Source organism: Paenibacillus sp. B2(2019) (assembly GCF_008370385.1).
Classification (GTDB): Bacteria; Bacillota; Bacilli; order Paenibacillales; family Paenibacillaceae; genus Paenibacillus_AQ.
Map to the genome: position 1 here is coordinate 45,916 of NZ_VTZR01000011.1, position 20,604 is coordinate 66,519.

At 47.9% G+C, this 20,604-nt stretch carries 14 protein-coding genes and 1 riboswitch; of the genes, 2 read left to right on the top strand and 12 right to left on the bottom strand.

All coding sequences use genetic code 11. The features are described from left to right. Positions 1 to 53 precede the first annotated feature (53 nt). Positions 54 to 1,391: a 5'-deoxyadenosine deaminase gene (locus tag PAENI_RS08590; protein ID WP_149644978.1), complete on the bottom strand. Its 1,338-nt coding sequence runs from the start codon at positions 1,389 to 1,391 to the stop codon at positions 54 to 56. Between the two features lie 67 nt (positions 1,392 to 1,458). Then, a riboswitch (purine riboswitch) is annotated at positions 1,459 to 1,557 on the bottom strand. 258 nt (positions 1,558 to 1,815) lie between these two features. Here PAENI_RS08590 and PAENI_RS08595 point away from each other — a divergent pair. Continuing rightward, positions 1,816 to 2,295, top strand: a complete 480-nt coding sequence (locus PAENI_RS08595) for a DL-endopeptidase inhibitor IseA family protein (RefSeq protein ID WP_076285969.1) — start codon at positions 1,816 to 1,818, stop codon at positions 2,293 to 2,295. 61 nt (positions 2,296 to 2,356) lie between these two features. On the opposite strand, the gene PAENI_RS08600 is transcribed toward PAENI_RS08595, so the two are convergent. From PAENI_RS08600 to PAENI_RS08625, 6 genes are all read right to left on the bottom strand, one after another. After that, positions 2,357 to 2,884: a GNAT family N-acetyltransferase gene (locus PAENI_RS08600; protein ID WP_042191497.1), complete on the bottom strand. Its 528-nt coding sequence runs from the start codon at positions 2,882 to 2,884 to the stop codon at positions 2,357 to 2,359. A gap of 206 nt (positions 2,885 to 3,090) precedes the next feature. Beyond that, positions 3,091 to 3,507, bottom strand: a complete 417-nt coding sequence (locus PAENI_RS08605; RefSeq protein ID WP_076285968.1) for a FliH/SctL family protein — start codon at positions 3,505 to 3,507, stop codon at positions 3,091 to 3,093. Positions 3,508 to 3,511: 4 nt separating this feature from the next. Continuing rightward, complete coding sequence (locus PAENI_RS08610; protein WP_042130853.1) at positions 3,512 to 3,814, bottom strand: hypothetical protein; 303 nt, start codon at positions 3,812 to 3,814, stop codon at positions 3,512 to 3,514. Then, positions 3,811 to 4,155 carry an alpha-helical endospore appendage domain-containing protein gene (locus PAENI_RS08615; protein WP_042191502.1) on the bottom strand — a complete coding sequence of 115 codons (345 nt, stop codon included), beginning with the start codon at positions 4,153 to 4,155 and terminating at the stop codon, positions 3,811 to 3,813. The genes PAENI_RS08610 and PAENI_RS08615 overlap by 4 nt, the downstream gene beginning before the upstream one ends. Before the next feature lie 24 nt (positions 4,156 to 4,179). Further along, a complete protein-coding gene (locus PAENI_RS08620) occupies positions 4,180 to 4,467 on the bottom strand; it encodes a hypothetical protein (RefSeq protein ID WP_042191504.1) in 288 nt (95 codons plus the stop codon). Positions 4,468 to 4,670: 203 nt separating this feature from the next. Beyond that, positions 4,671 to 9,830, bottom strand: coding sequence for a glycosyl hydrolase family 8 (locus PAENI_RS08625; protein ID WP_262495558.1), 5,160 nt, complete (start codon positions 9,828 to 9,830; stop codon positions 4,671 to 4,673). A 270-nt stretch (positions 9,831 to 10,100) separates the two neighbouring features. On the opposite strand from PAENI_RS08625, the gene PAENI_RS08630 reads away from it, so the two are divergent. Beyond that, entirely contained in the window at positions 10,101 to 10,979 is an 879-nt protein-coding gene (locus PAENI_RS08630) for an AraC family transcriptional regulator (RefSeq protein WP_262495566.1), read from the top strand. Between the two features lie 177 nt (positions 10,980 to 11,156). Here the strand turns inward: PAENI_RS08630 and PAENI_RS08635 are convergent, their stop codons facing one another. The 5 genes from PAENI_RS08635 to PAENI_RS08655 all read right to left on the bottom strand — a co-directional run bounded on the left by PAENI_RS08635 (position 11,157) and on the right by PAENI_RS08655 (position 20,459). Then, positions 11,157 to 11,888: a sugar phosphate nucleotidyltransferase gene (locus tag PAENI_RS08635; RefSeq protein WP_042191506.1), complete on the bottom strand. Its 732-nt coding sequence runs from the start codon at positions 11,886 to 11,888 to the stop codon at positions 11,157 to 11,159. Between the two features lie 47 nt (positions 11,889 to 11,935). Beyond that, positions 11,936 to 12,673, bottom strand: a complete 738-nt coding sequence (locus PAENI_RS08640) for a glycosyltransferase family 2 protein (protein WP_042191509.1) — start codon at positions 12,671 to 12,673, stop codon at positions 11,936 to 11,938. Then, on the bottom strand, positions 12,670 to 13,653 hold the full coding sequence (locus PAENI_RS08645; RefSeq protein WP_143764120.1) for a glycosyltransferase family 2 protein: 984 nt from the start codon (positions 13,651 to 13,653) through the stop codon (positions 12,670 to 12,672). Before PAENI_RS08645 ends, PAENI_RS08640 begins: the two co-directional genes overlap by 4 nt. Further along, positions 13,650 to 14,492: a glycosyltransferase family 2 protein gene (locus tag PAENI_RS08650; RefSeq protein WP_316502762.1), complete on the bottom strand. Its 843-nt coding sequence runs from the start codon at positions 14,490 to 14,492 to the stop codon at positions 13,650 to 13,652. The genes PAENI_RS08645 and PAENI_RS08650 overlap by 4 nt, the downstream gene beginning before the upstream one ends. A 207-nt stretch (positions 14,493 to 14,699) precedes the next feature. Continuing rightward, on the bottom strand, positions 14,700 to 20,459 hold the full coding sequence (locus PAENI_RS08655) for a WIAG-tail domain (protein ID WP_149644981.1): 5,760 nt from the start codon (positions 20,457 to 20,459) through the stop codon (positions 14,700 to 14,702). Positions 20,460 to 20,604 lie beyond the last annotated feature (145 nt).

Below are 20,604 nucleotides of genomic sequence, written 5' to 3' on the forward strand. Positions count from 1 at the left end.
CCGCTGCTCTTTCGGCATTGGAACATCCCTGTTAACTATGAGTTGATCAATCTTCAGACGATTGAAGTATACTTAAGCAATCTTTTAATAGAACGGTTCGCTTCATTTAACACAACTTCCTTATCTACAGTCTTCAGCAGACCTCTTTCCATCACGATCTCCCCGTCGATAATCGTAGTTTCCACATCTGCCCGGGTAGCTGAATATACAATTCTAGAGATGGGATCTACGTCATAGGAGGGGAAGGTATGGAAATTGAAGAGATTCAGGAGCACTAGGTCTGCTTTTTTACCCACCTCAATACTACCGATCTTATCTTCCATCCCTACCGCTTTTGCCCCACCTATAGTTGCCATACGAAATACACTGCGGGCATCCATCGTCGTAGGTCCATGTTGAGGCTTCTGAATAATTGCCGCGAGCCGCATTTCATTAAACATATCCAGATTGTTATTGCACGGTGCACCGTCAGCACCCAGACTTAGTGACACATGATCTTGGAGCATCCCCGGTGTATCAGCAATTCCAGACGCTAGTTTCAGATTTGAGCCAGGACAATGACTTACATGAACTCCACGATCCCGCAATATGCGCCGCTCCTCAACATCCAGCCATACACAATGCGCCAGTATTAAGCGCTCATTAGCTAATCCTAGATGGTCCAGATAGACGATGTTACGCATCCCGGTCATCGCCTGTACAATCTCAATCTCCCCTAAATTCTCAGAAGCATGGGTGTGCACCTTCACATCATACCTTGCGGAGAGATCTCGTACCTCGGTTAACAAGGGTTCGGTGCAGGATATTACAAAACGCGGAGAGAACGCATATTGAATCCTTCCATTGCCATAGCCATTCCATTTTTCAAGCAAATCCACACTTTCCTGTAAAGAAGAAGCGGTATCCTCCTGCAGTGCTTCAGGCACATCTCCTCCTTTTTGATCCATCATCACCTTACCGGACAAAGCACGTATTCCACTTTTAGCAATGGCCTGAAAAGCATAGTCCGTATGGTGAACAGTCTCCATATCAACAATCGTAGTGGTTCCGCTGGAAATCAGTTCTCCAATACCGAGCATCGCCGAATAATAAAGGGATTCCTCATCATGCGCTGCCTCTAACGGCCAAATCCGTTTACGCAGCCAGTCCATAAGCTCCAGATCATCTCCCTTCCCACGGAATAACGTCTGGCATAAATGAATATGCGTCTGAACAAAACCGGGAATTAACGTACGGTTCGTGGCATCGATGACCTTTTCGTCTCCCTGCGGGATCAGACCAATGCCGATTTCTACGATGATATCATCCTTAATTCGAACATCCCCGACAATAATTTCCTCCTGTTTGTTCATTGTAATGATCTCAGCATCTTTGATCAGAATGCTTCCCATTGTCCTTATCCCCCTCATTGTTCATTCGTTTGCCGTTTCACGGTGTAACACAAAAAGGCCACAAAAATATGCAGTAGCATATTTTCGTAGCCAGAAATTTACGGTTTCCGGTAGAGACCCTTAAACCAATTATTAAGGATATACGAAAAGAGAAGCTATTCTATTCCAAATTTGAATAAATCAATCATAAGACAAAGACAGGTTTAATGTCAACAAAAGTTATTTAAACTAACACAAATTTCTTAATTAGATCTGTTCACAATTAAAAATAATGATTATCTATACAAATATGTAATAAAACCTAACTTCAATTATGATTTCCCACACTACTTATCAATGTTTCTTAAGTTCCGCTTTTATACTCGTCCTATCACCCGAACCGATAGCTTCGCTTTTAATAAAGTAATAGCGAGGAGGAGATCAAATGCCAACAATTTCTCAAACCCCAAATGAGTTGCAAGCATTCATCGCCGCTGCTGAAAAAGTATGGTTCGAGGTCTACGATTCTGCCGATTCTCGTAGAGTGATCCGCGTTGATGGCGCCGATTATTATCGTCTGCCGGTTAGATTCAGCACCAGAGCTAAGGTTATTTCGTATTTTCGAAAGTACTGGGGCATTACAATGAGCAACACCATGTTCTGTAATTTAAAAACCGTTTCTAGAAACAACAGGCTTTATGTAATATCGGGAGATACAGGAACCATTGCTTTTATCCCAAGAAGACTCACCGTTACGGGTCGCACATCAACAAGAATACGCCTTACAGCAGTTCTGTCCATTGATGATATGAGCGATGAAGATATCGTTAACGTTCGTTACCTGATCGGCGTATCCGGTAGAAGGCTTCTTATCCTTAACCGGGATCAAAAAAATACCGATACTCGATATCAGACATGCCGTTAAGGGAATAAAGAAAAAAGGTCCAGAGGTTAACCCTCTGAACCTTTTTTTATGTTAAAGCTTCCTAACTATGTTCCGGTTTCAGCACCTTCTCGAATACTGGAAAGTTCGCCGTGCGGTTCGGAAAACCCACTTCACCTCTATGGTCATAACCAAGGCGAGGATAGATTTCCAATGCTCTAGTATTCTTCGCATAAGTATCCAGCCGAATACTTGTGTAACCATTACGCGCTGCGTAATCCTCCGCGAAAGCAATTAGCCTAGTCGCAATCCCTTTTCCCTGAATATGTGGATGAACTGCTAAACGATGCATAATCAGATGTGGCCCTTGATTTTGCTTCCACTCGATCTTCTTATATTCCTCAGAAGCATTCTCATCCAGTACAAGAATACCCGCGATAGCTTGATCTTCTTCACATACATATAAGGTACCCTGTGCGATATCCAGTTCGATAATCTCTTTATTCGGATAGCTCTCATCCCACTGGTCGCTTCCAGCGGCCTGCATAACTTGTACACATTTTGAGATCAATTCCATGATCTCTTCGATCTCATCCTGTCTAGCTTTTCTGATCCCATTTCCTACTTGCATCCTGCTATCCCCTCTTTCTTATCGACATCTGAAAACCTCTGAATAGATTCTCGTTTTAGAAGTCTATCATATTCGGAGACAAATTCCGATAGTAGGATGATTCCAGAGAGGATGCAATCCCTCTAAGCTGAGGGACACGAAAGATCAGAATAACACGTCGTAGATTAGATCTCCGGGTCCCTTCCTCTTAACTTACCTGCCGCTGCTCAATTAAACTCCAGCTTATGCCCGTCCTCGAAGCCCTTGGCGAAACCGGCGTCGAACCCCACGTTGTATGCTTCTGTGTACCCCTGCTGAAAGGCGTCTGCCGGTGGCGTTTCCGGCGAAACGCCAAGGTCCGGGGGGAGCGGAATGACCTGCGGGGCAGGTGGAGCCTCGATAACCGGCACTACATGAACTGGTGCTTGTATAACCCTCACCTTTCGAACAAGCTTGCGGCGGAGTCTTCTTTTCTTTCGTACCAAAAGCCCCTTCTTCGTCTTTCCATAACGAACGACTTTCCGAGAAAGTCCTCTGCGGGGTTTGCGGGCTAGACCTCTACGCACTTTCGTTTTCCGCGAGAGCAGTAGTGTGCGTCTGCGGGTTCTGCCTGAACGTAATGTTCTAAGGCTCTTTTTCTTCATGCTTCTATTCCTCCTGTGCTCCATGATCTCTGGAGGTTCCTACGGCGTATGCCTTGCTCAGCCATGGCGCAGCAGGAATTCCCCGTTTCGGTTGATGTAGTGAAATCCCGGACATCATCCGGCACATCGCGCTCTGATACCCACTTAAGATTCTGATATTGTCGCTCAATTTGCGGGCCGTCAGCTCAGATTGCCCCGTCAATTCGGCGATGCTCTCCAAGATGGCCGCCAAAGCAGCCTGACTGCGCGAAATGGAGCGGATCATCTCCAGCTTGACGGCATGTTCAGAGAGACGGTCCCCGCTCATTTGCTGTCTTCTCCAAAACTGAATCCATCACCTGACATGTCTCCAAAACCTTCCCCGCCACCATCATCTTCACCACTGCCCAGCACTGCTTTTAAATTGCTGTAGAGTCCATTCTCCAGTTTAGTCAGCCCTTCGACCATTTCCACGATAACTTCGTGAATGGAGAGGGATTCCTTCAGCTGCTCTTCATGAGATTCGAAAGCTCTAGCGTGGATATGATGTTGTGCCCACTGTTTTACCTTTTCAGCTTCAACCGCCTTAGCTTCCAGAATCATTGCAATGTTCCACTGGATAGTGGCGGTCGACTCCAGCATTTGCAGATAAGCCTTTTCTCTGCTCATCATCCGCCTCCTGCTCCTATAGCGTTACTCTTCTTCTTGGCCGTTCAATTCCTTAATTACTCTGCCTACCCCTTCAGCCATCGCTTCTTCCAGATCTGCAAGTGCATTCAAGTAAGCAATAATATTCTTGTTTACTTGAGTTGAGCTTTCGATCATCCCGCTGATACCGTCAAAACCGGGATCTGCATCTGGCAGATCGTGGACAATTTGCGACATACGGACAGCCACGTGGCGCTCGGCATCTAGTATCCGCGCCATCTGTTCGTGCGTATGGGCCATGTGCTGCAGGACTTTTGTTATTTTATTCTGCACCTTCATGTCTCCTTTGCTCAAACGCCCTGCTACAGCATATGCGGCAGAAGCCGGGACGGTGCCGAGGATATAAAGGCAAGTTACGTCTCTAAACAAGCGGATTGGCGGACTCAGGATACTTTAGAAAATTGCAACAGGCCTTGTAAATGGAAAATAAAAGGCCAACAGCCCGGTCCATTGGAACGGGCTGTTGGCCTTTTGGATTAATAATATTTATTGATGATTCTGTAAAAGAGAACCGCCGTTTCGGCGCGGGTTGCAGCTCCCGTTGGATGGAGCAATTTCCCTTCACCAAGGACAATGCCCTCCCTGACCAGTACGGCTGCTGCCTTCACGGCATAATCAGCCACTTTAGAGGCATCCGCAAATTTGCCAAGGTCGGAGATAGAACCGGCCTCTGCTAATTTTCCTGACTTCTGCAATGCTCTTACGATGAATACCATCATATCCTGCCGGGAAATCTCTGCTCCCGGATTGAACCTGTTGCCGCCGACTCCGCTGGCAATGCCCAATTGTTTGGCGATTCCCAGCGCTTCATAATAGTATGCGTCCTGATCGGCATCCGCGAAGCTCACTTCAAAACCAGCCTTTAAATCAAACGCTCTGACCAGAAGCAATATAAAATCCGCTCTTTTCATCTTGGCGCCCGGTTCAAAGAAAGTACTCGACGTTCCCTGAACGATTCCTTTAGCCGCCAGAGCTTCAATAGCCTCTTTGGCCCACAAATGGCTGCCGATATCACTGAAAACAGGTTTCTTTGGCTGCAGTTCCGGTGTTGGTGCCGGTGTTGTCGACGGACCTTCACTTGGCTTCGGAGCTGCCGGCGTTGGCGTTGGAGTCGGGTTACCACCTCCGCCGCTGCCCGAGCTACCGTCCCCGCTGGCCTTTAATGTAGATACGATTCTCACATTGCTTATCTTGGACGTATTTCCTGCTGCATCAACAGCTATAATATAGTATTTGTACTGGGTATCCGCAGATAAACCGCTATCTCTGTATTCTGTTGCCTCCAGGGTCTTGATTTCAACGTCATTGCGGTAAATCCTGTATCCCGTTACTCCCAAATTATCCGTGGAAGGTGTCCATTTTAGATCAATGGCAGAGCTGGATACCGCTTCCGCTCTCTCTATTGTTGGTTCCATGGGAGCCTCAGTATCAACAATGGTTGGTGTCCACCAGTTGCCGGATGCCACAATCATGCTGAGCAGACGCAAATTATTGCCAAAATATAAATCGTCTTCGGTGGAAACAGCCGCATTATAATCCCATAATCTATTCAGCCACTCCTGATTGGATGAATCGATCATGGCGCTGACCATCATCGGTGCGGAGAAGGATGTGTCTGCATAATCATTGATTGCTTCCGTGCCGTCCAGCTTATATCCCGCAAGGATCTTGGCCGGATCATTATCCGCCTTGGCCCGAATCCAGCGGTTCAGTGTGCTGAGCTGCTCTTTAGCCCGGTTATCACCTGTCAGGAGATAATCCGTACTGATCCGCCAGGGAATACGGGAAGAGTTGTAGTTGTAATCCCCGTCATTTTCCGATTCCAGGAAGTATCCATCCGGGGTATCCCATATTTTCTGGCTTACCGGTTTGTATTGCCCATCCGTATCATCCTTGAATACAAAATCCGGCAACAAACCGGCTTTTGGACTGTAATTTTCATACAGACTATTAATGATGTTGTAGGTCTTATCGGTAACACGATCCCAATTGGGGTCTCCGGATACATTTTTAAAATCTTTCAGATGCTGCAGCATAAAATCGGAAGGACGTGTAGCATTGCCGAACATGGAATCATTGTCACTGACCCAATCCGCCAATTTCAATGTCCACTCGGAATGGTTGACATCGCTTTTCATAATAGCGTTGATTACCTTTTTGGCCTGGGACAAGTAGTTAATTTCCCCGCTGCTGCCCCATTGGCTGTCGGCAAGCAGAAGAGCGTAAGCAATATCCATATCGCCGTCGGTTGCCGAATCCACACCATTGATATCAATAATTTTGGTGCCGGTATCCGCTTGCTGCCATGCCATTAAATCGGGATTGATTTCACTTGGATGTGCTCTGAAATAGCGATACATCCCGTCAAAATACTTCTTAGCCTCCGGATCATGACCCGCGAGCAAAGCGGTAATCAGCATTCCGTAGCCATGCGCTTCTGAAACTGTAATCTCGTTATTCTCAAACCAATCTCCGTCGCTATACCACACGTAATACTGGTCTGACTGATATGGATTTTGTTTCAGATATTTTGTTTTCCACTCGTTATATAATCTGCCCACCGTAGCGTCCAGTTGGGCCTGAGTCAAGTGATTCGGCTTAATGGAGCCGGCCACATAAGACGTATGCTGCGGAAATGCCTTATGGACACCCTCTCCAGTGGATGAAGGTTTAGTCTTTACTTGAACGGTATTGCTCGCCAGCGATTCCTTCTCTTCTGCATTATAGGCCTTCACAGTATAGCTATAGGCCGTATCCGGAGTTAACCCGGTATCGCCGTAGGATATTTCCTTCGTCGTGCCGATCTTGCTGCCGTTGCGGTATACGTTGTAGCCCGCTGCCTGAATATTGCCGGCCGATGCCGTCCATTTCAAGTTGATTTGGTAAGGAGAAACCGCAGTTCCTTTTAAATCTGAAGGTGCTGAAGGCGGCTCCGACTCGCTTGGACCTTCGATTGTACTGACTTCGACCGGATCTGAATTGATTCTTGTGCCGACCGCTTTGACGATAAATTCGTATTTTTTCGCAGGATTGATATCATCTACCGTGTAGGTGTATTCCGTTTGACCTTCCGCTGCTGGCACATATATACTCCAGTGTGTCTTCACCTTGTCATTCTTCTCATAAATCCGGAATCCTCTTACAGGTTCTGTACTTGCGGAAGGTGCACTCCAGGTCAGAACCGCCTTGCTGCCGTTCAATTTCACCTTCACCGCTTCCGCCGGGTCCGGCTTGGTGTCCGTTCGCTTGATCCCATACTTGTCATATGCTTTTAGGCCGTCGCCAACGGTGTCCGGCTGATTCTCATCCGCTACGGCTGCGGTATATGCTGTAAAGGAAAGCACCCGGTCTGTGATGGAAACATCCGTAAACATCTTCTTCTCCGGCTGTTCGTCGATGGCTGCAAAGTAATCATCATAAGGAACCGGATTCCCGTTTTCGTCCTGAATCTCGCGGGGTTCTCCATTCTCATCCAGTTCATATTGATTGTTCTTATAATAGAATTTATTTCCGAATGCATTAGACATGAGATAGACCGTGCCTTTGGGGTTGAGCGCATTGCCCTCTCCATCAAATGTCAGCTTCTCCTTGGGAATAACTTCATCATTGTACATTTGGAAGGATCTCATATACATATGATCATGGGCCTCGAACACCATATCGATGCCCATCTCGTCAAAGGCAGGAATCAGGTATTTCTTGTAAAACTGGACGCGATCGTCTTCCCATTGTGCAGAATTGTCGCCTGCTGCATAGGGGCTTTTGTGAAAAGTAACAAACTTCCACTTCTTGTCGCTGCGGGCGACCGTACTCTTCATCCAGGCCACTTGGTCCCAGAATTGGTCATCTGCCCATTCCACATCTTTCCCATTCTCTGCAAGTGCCCCCGAATACTGCGAATTGAAGACAAGATAGAGTGCATCACCGTATTCAAAAGAATACACAGAGCCTTCATGGGTATCCGCAACAACCTGTTTCGGCAAGTTGAAATGGTTGTAGAAGTTGTTATTCGGCGTCGTCTCGTCTCCGTCATAATCCATGACCTCATGACCGCCAAGTACAGGCACATATGGCACTTGCAGCAATTGATTCTGGGCTGCTCCGAGCATCCATTGCCACTGCTCCTCCAAATCACCGTTATCCACCAGATCTCCGGCGCTGATCAGGAATTTAGGGTCGCCTATATAATCAACTGCTTTCCGGAAGGTATCACCCCAAGGCTCAAAGTCAGACTTGCTGGAAGCCTGTGAATCGGAACCGGCGATAAAACGGAAAGGCTGGTGGCCGGCAGCATCGGTAGTGAACGAGCCGATAGAGCTCCAATCACCTGATTTGCCGTTACCTGCCCGAAATTTGTAAGCTGTTCCCGGTTGAAGCTGGTCTGCAATGACTTTATGACTAATAAATTTCGTTTTATGGTTCGTACTTCTGTCGCTTTTACTCATAAAGGTCTCAATTTCTTCGGCCTCTCCCTGATAAGTCAAAGCCCCGTTCTCCGAGAAAATGTTCCCCATAACCTTTGAGGCTTCTACAACCTGTACCACGGTATCCGTCATTGCATCCGTGTACCAGGCCAAAGCAATGCTCGTCTTTGGATCTCCGTTAAATGTCATATTGATGGATTTTGGAGCAAGAGGCGAATCCTGAACGCCAAAACTCCAGGAAACTTCCCGAACTAGCGGCACAAGATCTGCCCCCTTGATAAGCTCCTTGGGTATAGTTACTGTATAAGACTTCCCATAAGTCAACGGAGGATGGTTTATCCGCAAAGTATCTCTGTTTAAGACTTCAAGTGTAACCCCATCAACCGGTTGATCGTTCTCATCGGCAAATCGGACAGCATAACCCGGATCAAGGGCAATGGCCTTGTTAAATTTGATTTCAACGGGAGCTTCGGGAGACACATTTCCAGAACCGTCTGCAGGCTGCTGGACAAGATCTACGGTAGGAATGATAGGTTCTTTCCCCGGGATCGGCTCGCCGGACACCTTGATATTTCGGATTCTACTGGAACCTGAACCCCCTATGCCCTCATCATTCCCCCTGGTGTTGCTATCGGAGCTGACGATCCAGCGAATATATAATATTTCCCGATCATCGCTGTTCGGAAGGGGAGTATTCACCAGTCTGCAGGTATCTCCCGGGCAATCAAAACTGGAGACGGCCATTTTAAGATTCGTATTCGGCACATCCTCCCACGTTTGTCGGTCTACACTCGTCTGCACTTTAAAATCACGCGGACCTGACCCGGATGAATTTTGCTCAGAGGATAAGGTGATCTTCTCAAACCCGGTTGTAGACACGGTAGCAAGCCAATACTTTTTCCCGTTTCCATTGTCCCAGCCCTGATAGCTGATCGCTTTCTTACTTACATCCACATCCTCGAACACACCGCCTACATTGCGAAAAGTAGACGCTGTCTCATAGATACCGTATGTAGCCGAGATTACCCCCACATTTTCAGCGGCCTCATCAAACACCCATTCGGCAATCGTCTTTACACCGGTTATTGAATCTGAACCGACAGCATCTGGTGCAGGTGCAGCATTTGCAATCTGGAATGGCAGTAGTATAAGCACGAGCAACAAAGAAATGGATTGGTGCAGCCTTCTTTTCAAATGACCCTTCTTTTGCACTCTCGTTCCCTCTTTTCGCAGATAATAGTTTAAGCGCTTTAACTTTCACTTGCAGCGGACCCTGATTTTCTTTTCCCCTCCTTAAATACGATTTATATGTAAATATAGCGCATTCATTTCTTTTCAATCTCTGCATATTTTGTTATTGTTAATGATTTTCTACTTTTACCGCTATTTAATTTCTATCCTGTTCAACAGGTCAATGAACGTGATACGATTGATTCAGGTATGGATCATGTTTCTGCGAGGATCATTCCCGCCGGATTGGAGATGACACCCCTGGAAATGAACTTCTATAAGTCTGATCCCTTTCACATTAGCCGAGAGAAAAAAAATGTCTCAAGTATGCCTTCAAATCATTATCACGATGCTTATGAAATTCTCTACTTAGTGTCTGGAGAGCTGTACTATTTTATAGAAGACCGAACCTTTCAAATCGTCAGCGGGGTTTTATTGTTCATTAACGCTAATGACCTGCACAGACTGATTAATGTAAACGGTACGATGTACGAAAGAGTTACTTTATTGTTTAAAAGGGAGTTCCTTCGCGACTTTTTTGCGGACAGCCCTCTTCCATGCGACCTCTTCTCCTGCTTTCACTCCAGATCAAATGCGATCAAGTTAAGCGGCTACGACCAGATCTTTGTCGAGAATCTTTTTAGCAAATTGATTCATGAAGACACCAAGAGACCTCCAGGTTTCGACTACTATCGGAAAATCCTGTTGATGGAACTGCTGATCTTCATCCAACGAAAAAAGCTTCCAGATCAAAACGAGCATTTTGTAGAAACGAACCGGACCCATAAGAAAATTTCCCAAATCATCCATTTCATCAACGGTAACTTCGCTGAGCCTCTGTCTCTGGAATACATATCGGACAGGTTCTCCATAAGCACCTCCCATTTAAGCCGAACGTTCAAGGACACAACCGGTTTTACTTTCAGCGAATATGTAAATAACACCCGCCTGAAAGAAGCCCGCTCTCTGCTACAGGACTCCAAATTAACCGTTTCGGAAATCGCTGAGCGTGCAGGATTTGGTAACCTGACCCATTTTGGAAGAGTATTTAAAACCATGACCGGAACCTCACCGCTCAAATACCGCAAACAGAACCGGGTTGATGAAGATAATATCTCTACGCAAGCTTGAGATCAGGTCCTTCGTCCGGACTGCTGCGCCAATCAAGAAAAAAAACGGGAGCCGTCCATAAGGACGACCCCCGTATCTCATAGAAATATAAGCAAAGTATGAAAAATATACTTTCTTATAGTTTATAAAAAAGGAGTGCCCGACCCAAGGCCGACCACTCCACGTTACCGCTGCCACTTATGGCAGTGCATCCTTCAGCTTCTCTCCCGCCTCCCGCAGAGACTGGAACGTCCCCGCATCGCTCCACCAATCCTTGAGAACATCATAGCTGAGCCTGCGGTTAGCAGCATATATATTATTTACATCGGTAATCTCCAGCTCCCCCCTCTTGGAAGGGGATACTTGGCGGATGATGTCAAACACAGCTTCATCGTACATATAAATACCTGTTACGCAAAATTTGGTCTTGGGATGCTCAGGTTTCTCTTCGATATAAGCAATCCATGCGGAATCTTGACTATCGAACACGGGAACACCGTATCTACGTGCGTCGTCCACCGGCTTCAGCAATACCTTCGCTGTACCTTCAGGCTGCCGGAGATAGCTCTCCACGTAAGGCGTCAGATCATCCATAAACAGATTATCACCAAGCAATACGACAAACCGTTCCCCAGGGAAAATGAATCCTTCTGCTAAATCGAGAGCCTCTGCAATGCCTCCAGCAGCTTCCTGAATCTTATAAGTCAGAGATACACCAAATGCTGCACCGCTGCCTAAAAAATCCGTATACAGACCAGCAGATTGCTTACTGATGACCAGAAGAATGTCGGTAATCCCTCCCCGGCGAAGCCGATCTATGCCGTAACAGACCATAGGATATTTGCCGACCGGAAGCAAATGTTTGTTCATAAGCCGGGTCAGCGGTTGAAGTCTGGATCCTGTTCCGCCCGCCAGTATGACTCCTTTCACTTACTTTCCTCCTCTTTATCTAAGTCCTTTGCCTTCGGATCTGCACTTTATATGAAACTCGTTGGATCCACATTCCATTTGTTCATAAAGAGCTTACGATTTCGTTCCACCAGCTCCTGCAGCCCAGTGTGGTATACCTGCTTGAAGCTCGCACTTCCTTCATGGTGTACAAGGCAATCCCCTGCGATGAGCAATCGGTATCCCTTTAGCCTGGCGCGATAACAATAGTCATCATCCTCGTAATGTCCAGGTGAGTATCTCTCATCCAACAGACCTACGGAAGTAAGTAGCTCTCTTTTGAATAAAAAACATAATCCTACCAAACGTTTAGTCTCCAACCATTTTTGAGGATTGGAACGGTTAGTTATCTCTGCAGCCTTATGAAAATCTAACAGACTTTCATAATCAGTCTTCACCTGTTGACGTCCACTCGCATAGTTTGTCACTGGCCCAACAATACCAACTTCAGGAGCACTATATAGCGATCTCTTCAGATTAGTTAACCATCTATGGGAAACCACCACATCATTATTCAGCAGTAACAATTCATCCCCTGATGCTAGCAGTAGACCCAAATTGCAGGCGGATGGAAAGCCTCGATTCTCAGGCAACGAAATAAACGTTATACGATTCGCGCGGCAATAGGCATCCGTTCCATCTGATGAAGCATTATCTACAACGATGATCTCGTAAGGCAGTGGAGTATAAGCACGTATCGATTCCACACAGGACCGCAGCAGTGGCAACGCGTTGTAGGTCGGAATAATAATACTAGTCATCGTCATATCCGGTTCCTCCAAGCGGCTACTTGTCTGCGGTATTCACGCTGCGTTTCGCTATTAAGTAGGCCCCCATCATCTCGACGGGAAAGCACCTCAAGGAGAGCCTCTGCGTGATCCCCTATGATCAGTTTCTCCACAGCATTTCCAGCGCCTATGTTCGCTTGACGCAGCCGATTATGCTTAATCACATTCACCGTTCCAACTTTCTCCACCCTTAGCTTCTCTAATACAGAACGAGCTTGGGCTTTAGGAGGAACTATTAATTCACGGTAGCCTATAGTCTCAAGTGCTCTCCGGGAAAGCGCGTGAGGGACAGCCGTCATAGAGCTAACTCCGAGATCGTACCGTCCAAGAGCATAATTCAGAAACAGCTTGCTGCGAGTAACATCATCGCATAATCCAAAAGAAGGCATCAGTGGATCCAAATCATTAAGAGCCACGTCAATTCCACCATCTACAGCAGCTGTGAATAATCCGAGCTGAGATGCAGGGATAACCATATCTCCGTCCAGGAAGAGCAGAATATCTCCTCGACTCAGCTTCGCACCAATAGCCCGCCCTACATCATGTCCAACTGACTCCGGACAATGCACAACTATTGCTTGACGATGTTGTCTGGAAATGGGAAAGCTGCTATCGCTGCAACCGTTAAGCACGACGATAATTTCAGTAGGTCCCAGCCGCGATACCTGTTGCAGCAGACGTCCCAAGGTCTGCTCCTCGTTACGCGCGGAGATAATAACTGACAAGGTCCCACGTAAGCTCGGTAAATTCAGCACCTCGCGACCTACCTTGGATTGCCGAGACAGAATCGGTGGCCGAGCGGTAGGGATGCCTCTTTTTACCGAACGATTCGCTACCCTTTGGCGGGGTGCCAGTGTTGTTTTGGCCTGACTAGATGCTGAACGTTTCTTTACCGTACGAGTTGCTGTTCCTCGTCGAACGGCAGAGCTACCAGACACTTGTAACAGAGCAACCATCATCTCACCATCTCTCTGCGCCGGGTTCCGTCGGTGAACCCCGCCCTGTTTCCCCGGTGTTCAAGCAAGAGGGATACAGCCTCCATATGATCTGCTGTAATCAACTGCTGCAAAGGATCTGTGCCATCTTCCTTACGTCTGACCGCATTCAGTTTCCCTACATGTACTTTGTGAGCAGCTACCACACGTAAACCATTCAGAACTGCCTGAGCATGTGCCAGAGGGGGACGAGATAATGATTGACTCCCTAAGATTTCAAGCGCTCTTCGGCTGATTGCGTGCGGAACGGCCGTCATCGAACATCCTTTTAGATCCGGACGGCCAAGCAAAATATTAAGTGCATGTTTGGACAGCACCACCGGATGGGGCGAAAGTCTCCGTACTGGTCCGGAATAATCATTAAGCGCTATGTCTGCGCCACCGCTAACAGCGGTGACGAAAGGACGTAGCCCCGAGGCAGGAATCACTAAATCCCCATCTGTAAACAAGAGAACCTCTCCCTTAGCTGCCTCTGCTCCGACACTACGGCCAGCGTCGTGTCCAAGCGGTAACTCATAGGAAATAACATGCGCACCAAGCGAAAGGGCAATTTCTGCCGTTTGATCGGCTGATCCGTTGACGACTACAATAACCTCGCAGCGCGGATGGACCCCTCTAGCTCCGGCTATCACTCCCGCAATGGTCTTCGCTTCATTCATGGCCGGAATAATAACCGAAACATAGGGATTTGGATGGTTAACAATAGGGACTGCAGCGACTTGCCGCACCGGACGCGAAGTCCGCCGCTTGATCCGAGAGACCCGCCGTCCCGTGCGGCGGGCAGAAGTACGTTTGGGCTTCATGCTCATCCACCTTCCTTACGGAGCCTATTCGTCAGGCTGAGGGTTACATCACAGTTTATGTACTACGCCGAACAGGGTAACGGCCTTTGTCTCTTGTCATGTGGAAAACAGGACAAATGTACTCACCCTCTTAATTGCTAGGAGGACAACACAACAAAAAGCGCAGCCATCGGCTGCGCTTAGCATTTTGTACATCATCATTGCGAATTAATCAAACACACGATCATCCACTGCCGGTCTGGCTAATGGAGCGCCGATAGCAATCCAAGAGATGACCCCATAGAAATGCGGAGTTTCACGCAAGCGCACCACTTGTATCACTGCATCTCCATTGGCTCTGCTCTTCAAGGAAGCATAGAAATATGGTTGATTCGTCATGGCGACGAGCACATAACCGGTATGACCAAAGTTCTCATCGAACGATACGGTCACTTCCACACTCTCAGCATCCCCATTGAACATGAATGCTGTCATTCCAAACTGCTGAAGCGCCTCTCGCTTCCCTGCTGTCTGAATCGGACTGAAGGATAGATGCTCAGCATTCACAGAACTCGGTGCCAAATGGAACCCATTTACTGCGCCGGGGGCAATATGATAATCTTGAACGCTCTCTTCCTCTAGATGACGCGCTTGAATAGCGAAGGAAGAGATTTTGGAAGCCACCACCGCTTCATCTTGAAGCTCTGTCGTTCCCACACTACCTTCACTCAGATGAGAGGACTCAATACTTCCTGCCTTCAGCTTTACTCCATCGATGCTAGCATCCGGAAGCAGCGCTGAGGTGCGAGTTTCATCTGCGAGATGCTCCAATTTGATGATACCGGGCTGCAAGTGCCGATCTTCTACGATTTTGTCAGCCAGATGCTCTCCGTACACACTCCACGACTGCAAATGTAAAGCATTCACTGAGCCTTCGGCTAACTTTTCTTCAGTAATACTGCCTTGCGGCAATAGATCGGAACTGCGGACCTCTTCTGACAAATGCTTCAAGGTGATGCTGTCTGATCGAATGTGGTGACCATCCACCGCTTCCTCTACCAAATGCCCACCAAAGACGCTACCTGGGGCCAAATGGAATGATTGGATAGTTCCGCCTTCAATCTTTCCACCTGTTATGCTGCCATCCGGTAACAGATCGGAGCTGTGCACCTCTTCTGACAGATGCTTCAAGGTGATACACCCAGATCGCAGATGACGGCTATCTATCGTATCCCCCGCTAAATGCCCCCCATACACGCTGCCTGGGGCCAGATGGAAAGCATGAATGGATCCACCCTCCAGCTTCTTACCAGGAATGCTACCATCTGGCAGCAGATCAGAACTACGAACCTCTTCTGACAGATGAGCCAGAGTAATCTCTCCGTGCCGGATATGACGGCCTTTTACTGTACTTGGACTCAGGTGACTTCCATTTACACTTCCAGGCACAAGATGATTTGAATCTACGGATGCTTCCGCCAACTTCTCTCCGGTAAGGCTGCCGTCCGGCAGCAGATCAGAACTACGAACCTCTTCTGACAGATGAGCTAGGGTAATTTCACCGTATGCGATATGACGTCCTTCTACTGTACCCGGGCTCAGATGACTGCCATCCACACTTCCTGGTACAAGATGCTTTGAATTTACGCTTTCTTCCGCTAGCTTTTCTCTGGTAATACTTCCGTCTGGAAGTAAGTCAGCGCTTCGTGCATCTTCGGCTAGATGAGCCAGTGTAATCTCACCGTATCCGATATGACGTCGTTCTACTGCACCTGAGCTCAAATGACTGCCCTCTACACTTCCTGGTGCCAGATGGTTTGAATCTACGGATTCTTCTGCCAGCTTCTCACCGGTAATACTACCATCTGGCAGGAAATCGGAGCTGCGTGTTTCTGGTGCTAGATGAGCCAGGGTAATCTCACCGTACCCGATATGACGTCCTTCCACTGTATCCGGGCTCAGATGACTGCCATCCACACTTCCTGGTACAAGATGCTTTGAATTTACGCTTTTTTCCGCTAGCTTTTCTCTGGTAATACTTCCGTCTGGAAGTAAGTCAGCGCTTCGTGCATCTTCGGCTAGATGAGCCAGTGTAATCTCACCGTACCCGATATGACGTCGTTCTACTGCACCTGAGCTCAAATGACTGCCCTCTACACTTCCTGGTGCCAGATGGTTTGAATCTACGGATTCTTCTGCCAGCTTCTCACCGGTAATACTACCATCTGGCAGGAAATCGGAGCTGCGTGTTTCTGGTGCTAGATGAGCCAGGGTAATCTCACCGTACCCGATATGACGTCGTTCTACTGCACCTGAGCTCAAATGACTGCCCTCTACACTTCCTGGTGCCAGATGGTTTGAATCTACGGATTCTTCTGCCAGCTTCTCACCGGTAATACTACCATCTGGCAGGAAATCGGAGCTGCGTGTTTCTGGTGCTAGATGAGCCAGGGTAATCTCACCGTACCCGATATGACGTCGTTCTACTGCACCTGAGCTCAAATGACTGCCCTCTACACTTCCTGGTGCCAGATGGTTTGAATCTACGGATTCTTCTGCCAGCTTCTCACCGGTAATGCTACCATCTGGCAGTAATTCTGAGCTGCGTGTCTCTGGTGCTAGATGAGCCATTGTAATTTCACCATACCCAATATGATGGCCTTCTACTGCACCCGAACTCAGATGACTACTCCCTACACTTCCAGGTTCAAGATGAATAGAACTAACGGATTCTTCTGCAAGCTTCTCACCGGTAATGCTGCCGTCCGGCAGTAATTCAGAGCTACGCGTTTCTTTTGCCAAATGAGCTAACGTAATCTCACCATTTCGGATATGACGGCCTTCCACTGCATCTGGACTCAAATGACTGCCATCTACACTTCCTGGCACTAGATGATTTGAATCTACGGATTCTACTGCCAGCTTCTCACTGGTGATACTACCGTCGGGTAACAATTCAGAGCTGCGCGTTTCTTTTGCCAAATGAGCTAATGTGATTTCACCATTTCGGATATGACGGCCTTCCACTGCGTCCGGACTCAGATGACTACCATCCACACTTCCATGTATTAGATGATTTGAATTTACAGATTCTCTCGCCAGCTTTTCTCTGGTAATACTGCCGTCTGGAAGCAAGTCTGCGCTACGTGCATCTTTGGCTAGATGAGCTAAGGTGATTTCACCGTACCCGATATGGCGGCCTTCTACTGTATCTGGGCTCAGATGGCTGCCATTCACACTTCCAGGTATAAGATGATTTGAGTTCACAGATTCTTCCGCCAGCTTTTCTCTGGTAATACTGCCATCTGGGAGCAAGTCTGCGCTACGTGCATCTTTGGCTAGATGAGCTAAGGTGATTTCACTGTGCCCAATATGACGTCCCTTCACTGTATCCGAGCTCAGATGACTGCCATCTACGCTTCCGGCCATGAGATGAATAGAACCTACGGATTCCTCAGCGAGCTTCTCGCCGGTAATACTACCGTTAGGCAGTAGCTCAGAGCTAAACGTTTCTTCTGCCAAATGAGCAAGTGTGATTTCACCATGCTGAATGTGACGACCTTCTACTGCACCCAGCCTCAGATGACTTCCGTCTACACTTGCAGGTACTAGATGAATAGAATCTACGGATTCTTCTGCGAGCTTCTCTCCGGTAACACTGCCTTCTGGCAGCAAGTCGGAGCTACGTGCATCTTCAGCTAGATGAGCCAGCTTGATCTCACCATGCCCGATATGACGTCCTTCAATCGTATCCATGCATAGATGGCTTCCGTCTACACTCCCCGCTGAAAGATGCTGGGAATCCACAGCCCCTTTTGCTAGCTTAGAGCCACTAATGCTGCCCTCCTGTATTTGAATCGAAGAGATGGAATTAGGAATGATATGGCCATTTCCGATGGACAACGGTCGGATATGCGCCCCGCCAATGCTTCCCGGATTCATATGTCTGCTCTGAACCGCACTATCGCTAATGGATTTCGAATGAACCACATTCACAGATAAATGCTCTGCCTGAACTGCCGACACTGCTAATTTACTGGAATCTACGCTTCCATCAGCAAGCTTAGCCGAAGTGACCGACAAATCACTAATTTTATCCGTCGATACACTTTCGGGGGACAGCTTTAACGATGTCACCGCATGATCAGCCAGATGATGTGGCTGCACTGCTCCAGCGGCCAAATGAATCTCTCTTACCGCAGCAGAAGCCAGCTTATCTCCCGAAACCGAGCCGGACTGAATCGCAGCGGTAGTCACACTATTTTCACCGAGATGTCTCCGTTCCACAGCTCCAGTGGCAAGATGATCTTTATCCACTACAGCATCCTGCAAGGCACGACCGCTCACGCTGGCATCTGCTAGATGTTTCTCCTCCACAGCACAAAAAGCAATATGCTCCCCACTCACCACTTCCCGAGCAATCGTGCTTCCAATCACCGATCCTGCTGCTAGTTTAGCTGAACTTACCACTCCGTCCGCTAACTTGGCGGATGTAACACTCTGTGGACGCAGATGCTCCGCACCCACAGACTCTGAAGCCAGCTTTTCTCCAGTAACAGCACCAGAGGATAGATGATCCGTATGCACAGCTTCATCCATAAGCTGCTCCGAGCCTACCGCTTCCGAAGCTAAATGGGAGTGGTTCACAGCCTCACGTTCCAGATGATTAGAGGAAACAGCTTGCATAGCGATTTGCGGTCCGCGTATGGCGGATTTGGCAATATGTCTGGTGGTTACAGCTTCATCTGCTAACTTATGTGCGAGTATGCTTTGATCAGCGATTTTCGATGAGGTGACCGCTTGTTCAACCAGCTGTGCAGTACCTACCGCACCCTCTGTTAGCTTTAAAAAGGAGATACTTCGGTCAGCTAGGTGGCGACTCGTTATTTCCCCGTCGCTGATATGGGAACCGTGTACGCTTTCTGCACTTAGGTGGATGCCTCTCACTACTTCTGCACCTAGCTGCTTGGAACCAATAGCACCATCCGCTACATGTGCACCTTCGATCACACCCGGCTGGAGCTGTCCCTTGCCAATCAGCTTGCTGGCAAGCTGCTCTGGACCGATCGCTCCCGGAGCCAAATGTCTGGCGGTGATCAGAGCATCGCTAAGATGGCGCCCCTCAATAACAGCATCAGCCAGCTTGGAGCTGCTGATTTCACCATCGGCTATAATATCGCCAGATACCGCTGCATCAGCTAGCTTGGAACGGTCAATACTCCCGTTTGCCACGTGGCGGCCTGTGATACTGCTACTTCCTATTTTTTCACCAGTAACCGCGCCATCTTCCAGTAGATCCGCCGTAATAATCAGATCGCTCAAATGACGGCTCTCTATAGCTTTATCTGCAATTTGACCGCCGCCGATAATCCGATCAGCCAGCTTCTCTGGACTAATACTACCGTTCTTCAGCTTCTCTCCACTGATGGAATGATCCAGCAGCTTTCCACCACTAACGCTTCCTTCTGCTAAATGCTCACCCACTATAGATTCAGGCGCGATTTTCGAAGAAGTAACTGCCTTGTCCGCGATATTGATACTCTGCACAGCGTAATCTTGCAGCCATGGTGTACCAATAATGCCGAACTTCAGCTTAGAACCGTCAATGGTGCGTGGAGCAATTTTGGCTCCAGTAACCGCTGCATCTGATAGATCATCTGTATAAACAGGCTGAAACCGTTCTTTCTCGGGAGCGAACCATATGGTTTCAGAAAGATTATCCGCCTGTTTCTGAAGCTGCACCTCCACCATAGGCTCCGGCTGCAGGACTGGAGCAGAAATGAGTTCCTCTTGAACGACTTCAGCTACTCCTCCTCCACTTACCTGAACTTCCGCAATCTCTGAATTGCTGACTCCGTCACTGATACTCCCTGAATCCTTAGAGCTGCTTTTGGTATCCAGCATACTCAGTTCCTCTGTATTGGGATTATCTACAAAATAAAGTCGTTTTTGTGGACTGCGCGGCTGCTTTTTTTTGGAACCCCTCACAAGCAGTCTCCTCCTTCCATCTATTGTTTCTCCTAGGCATCATATGCAGCGGTATGGGCTGATGACACCCTTTTGCGATAAGCCCTTTATAAGATTCTGATGAAATTTATACTTTCTTATATTAAAAAAAAGGCTTCTGCCACCG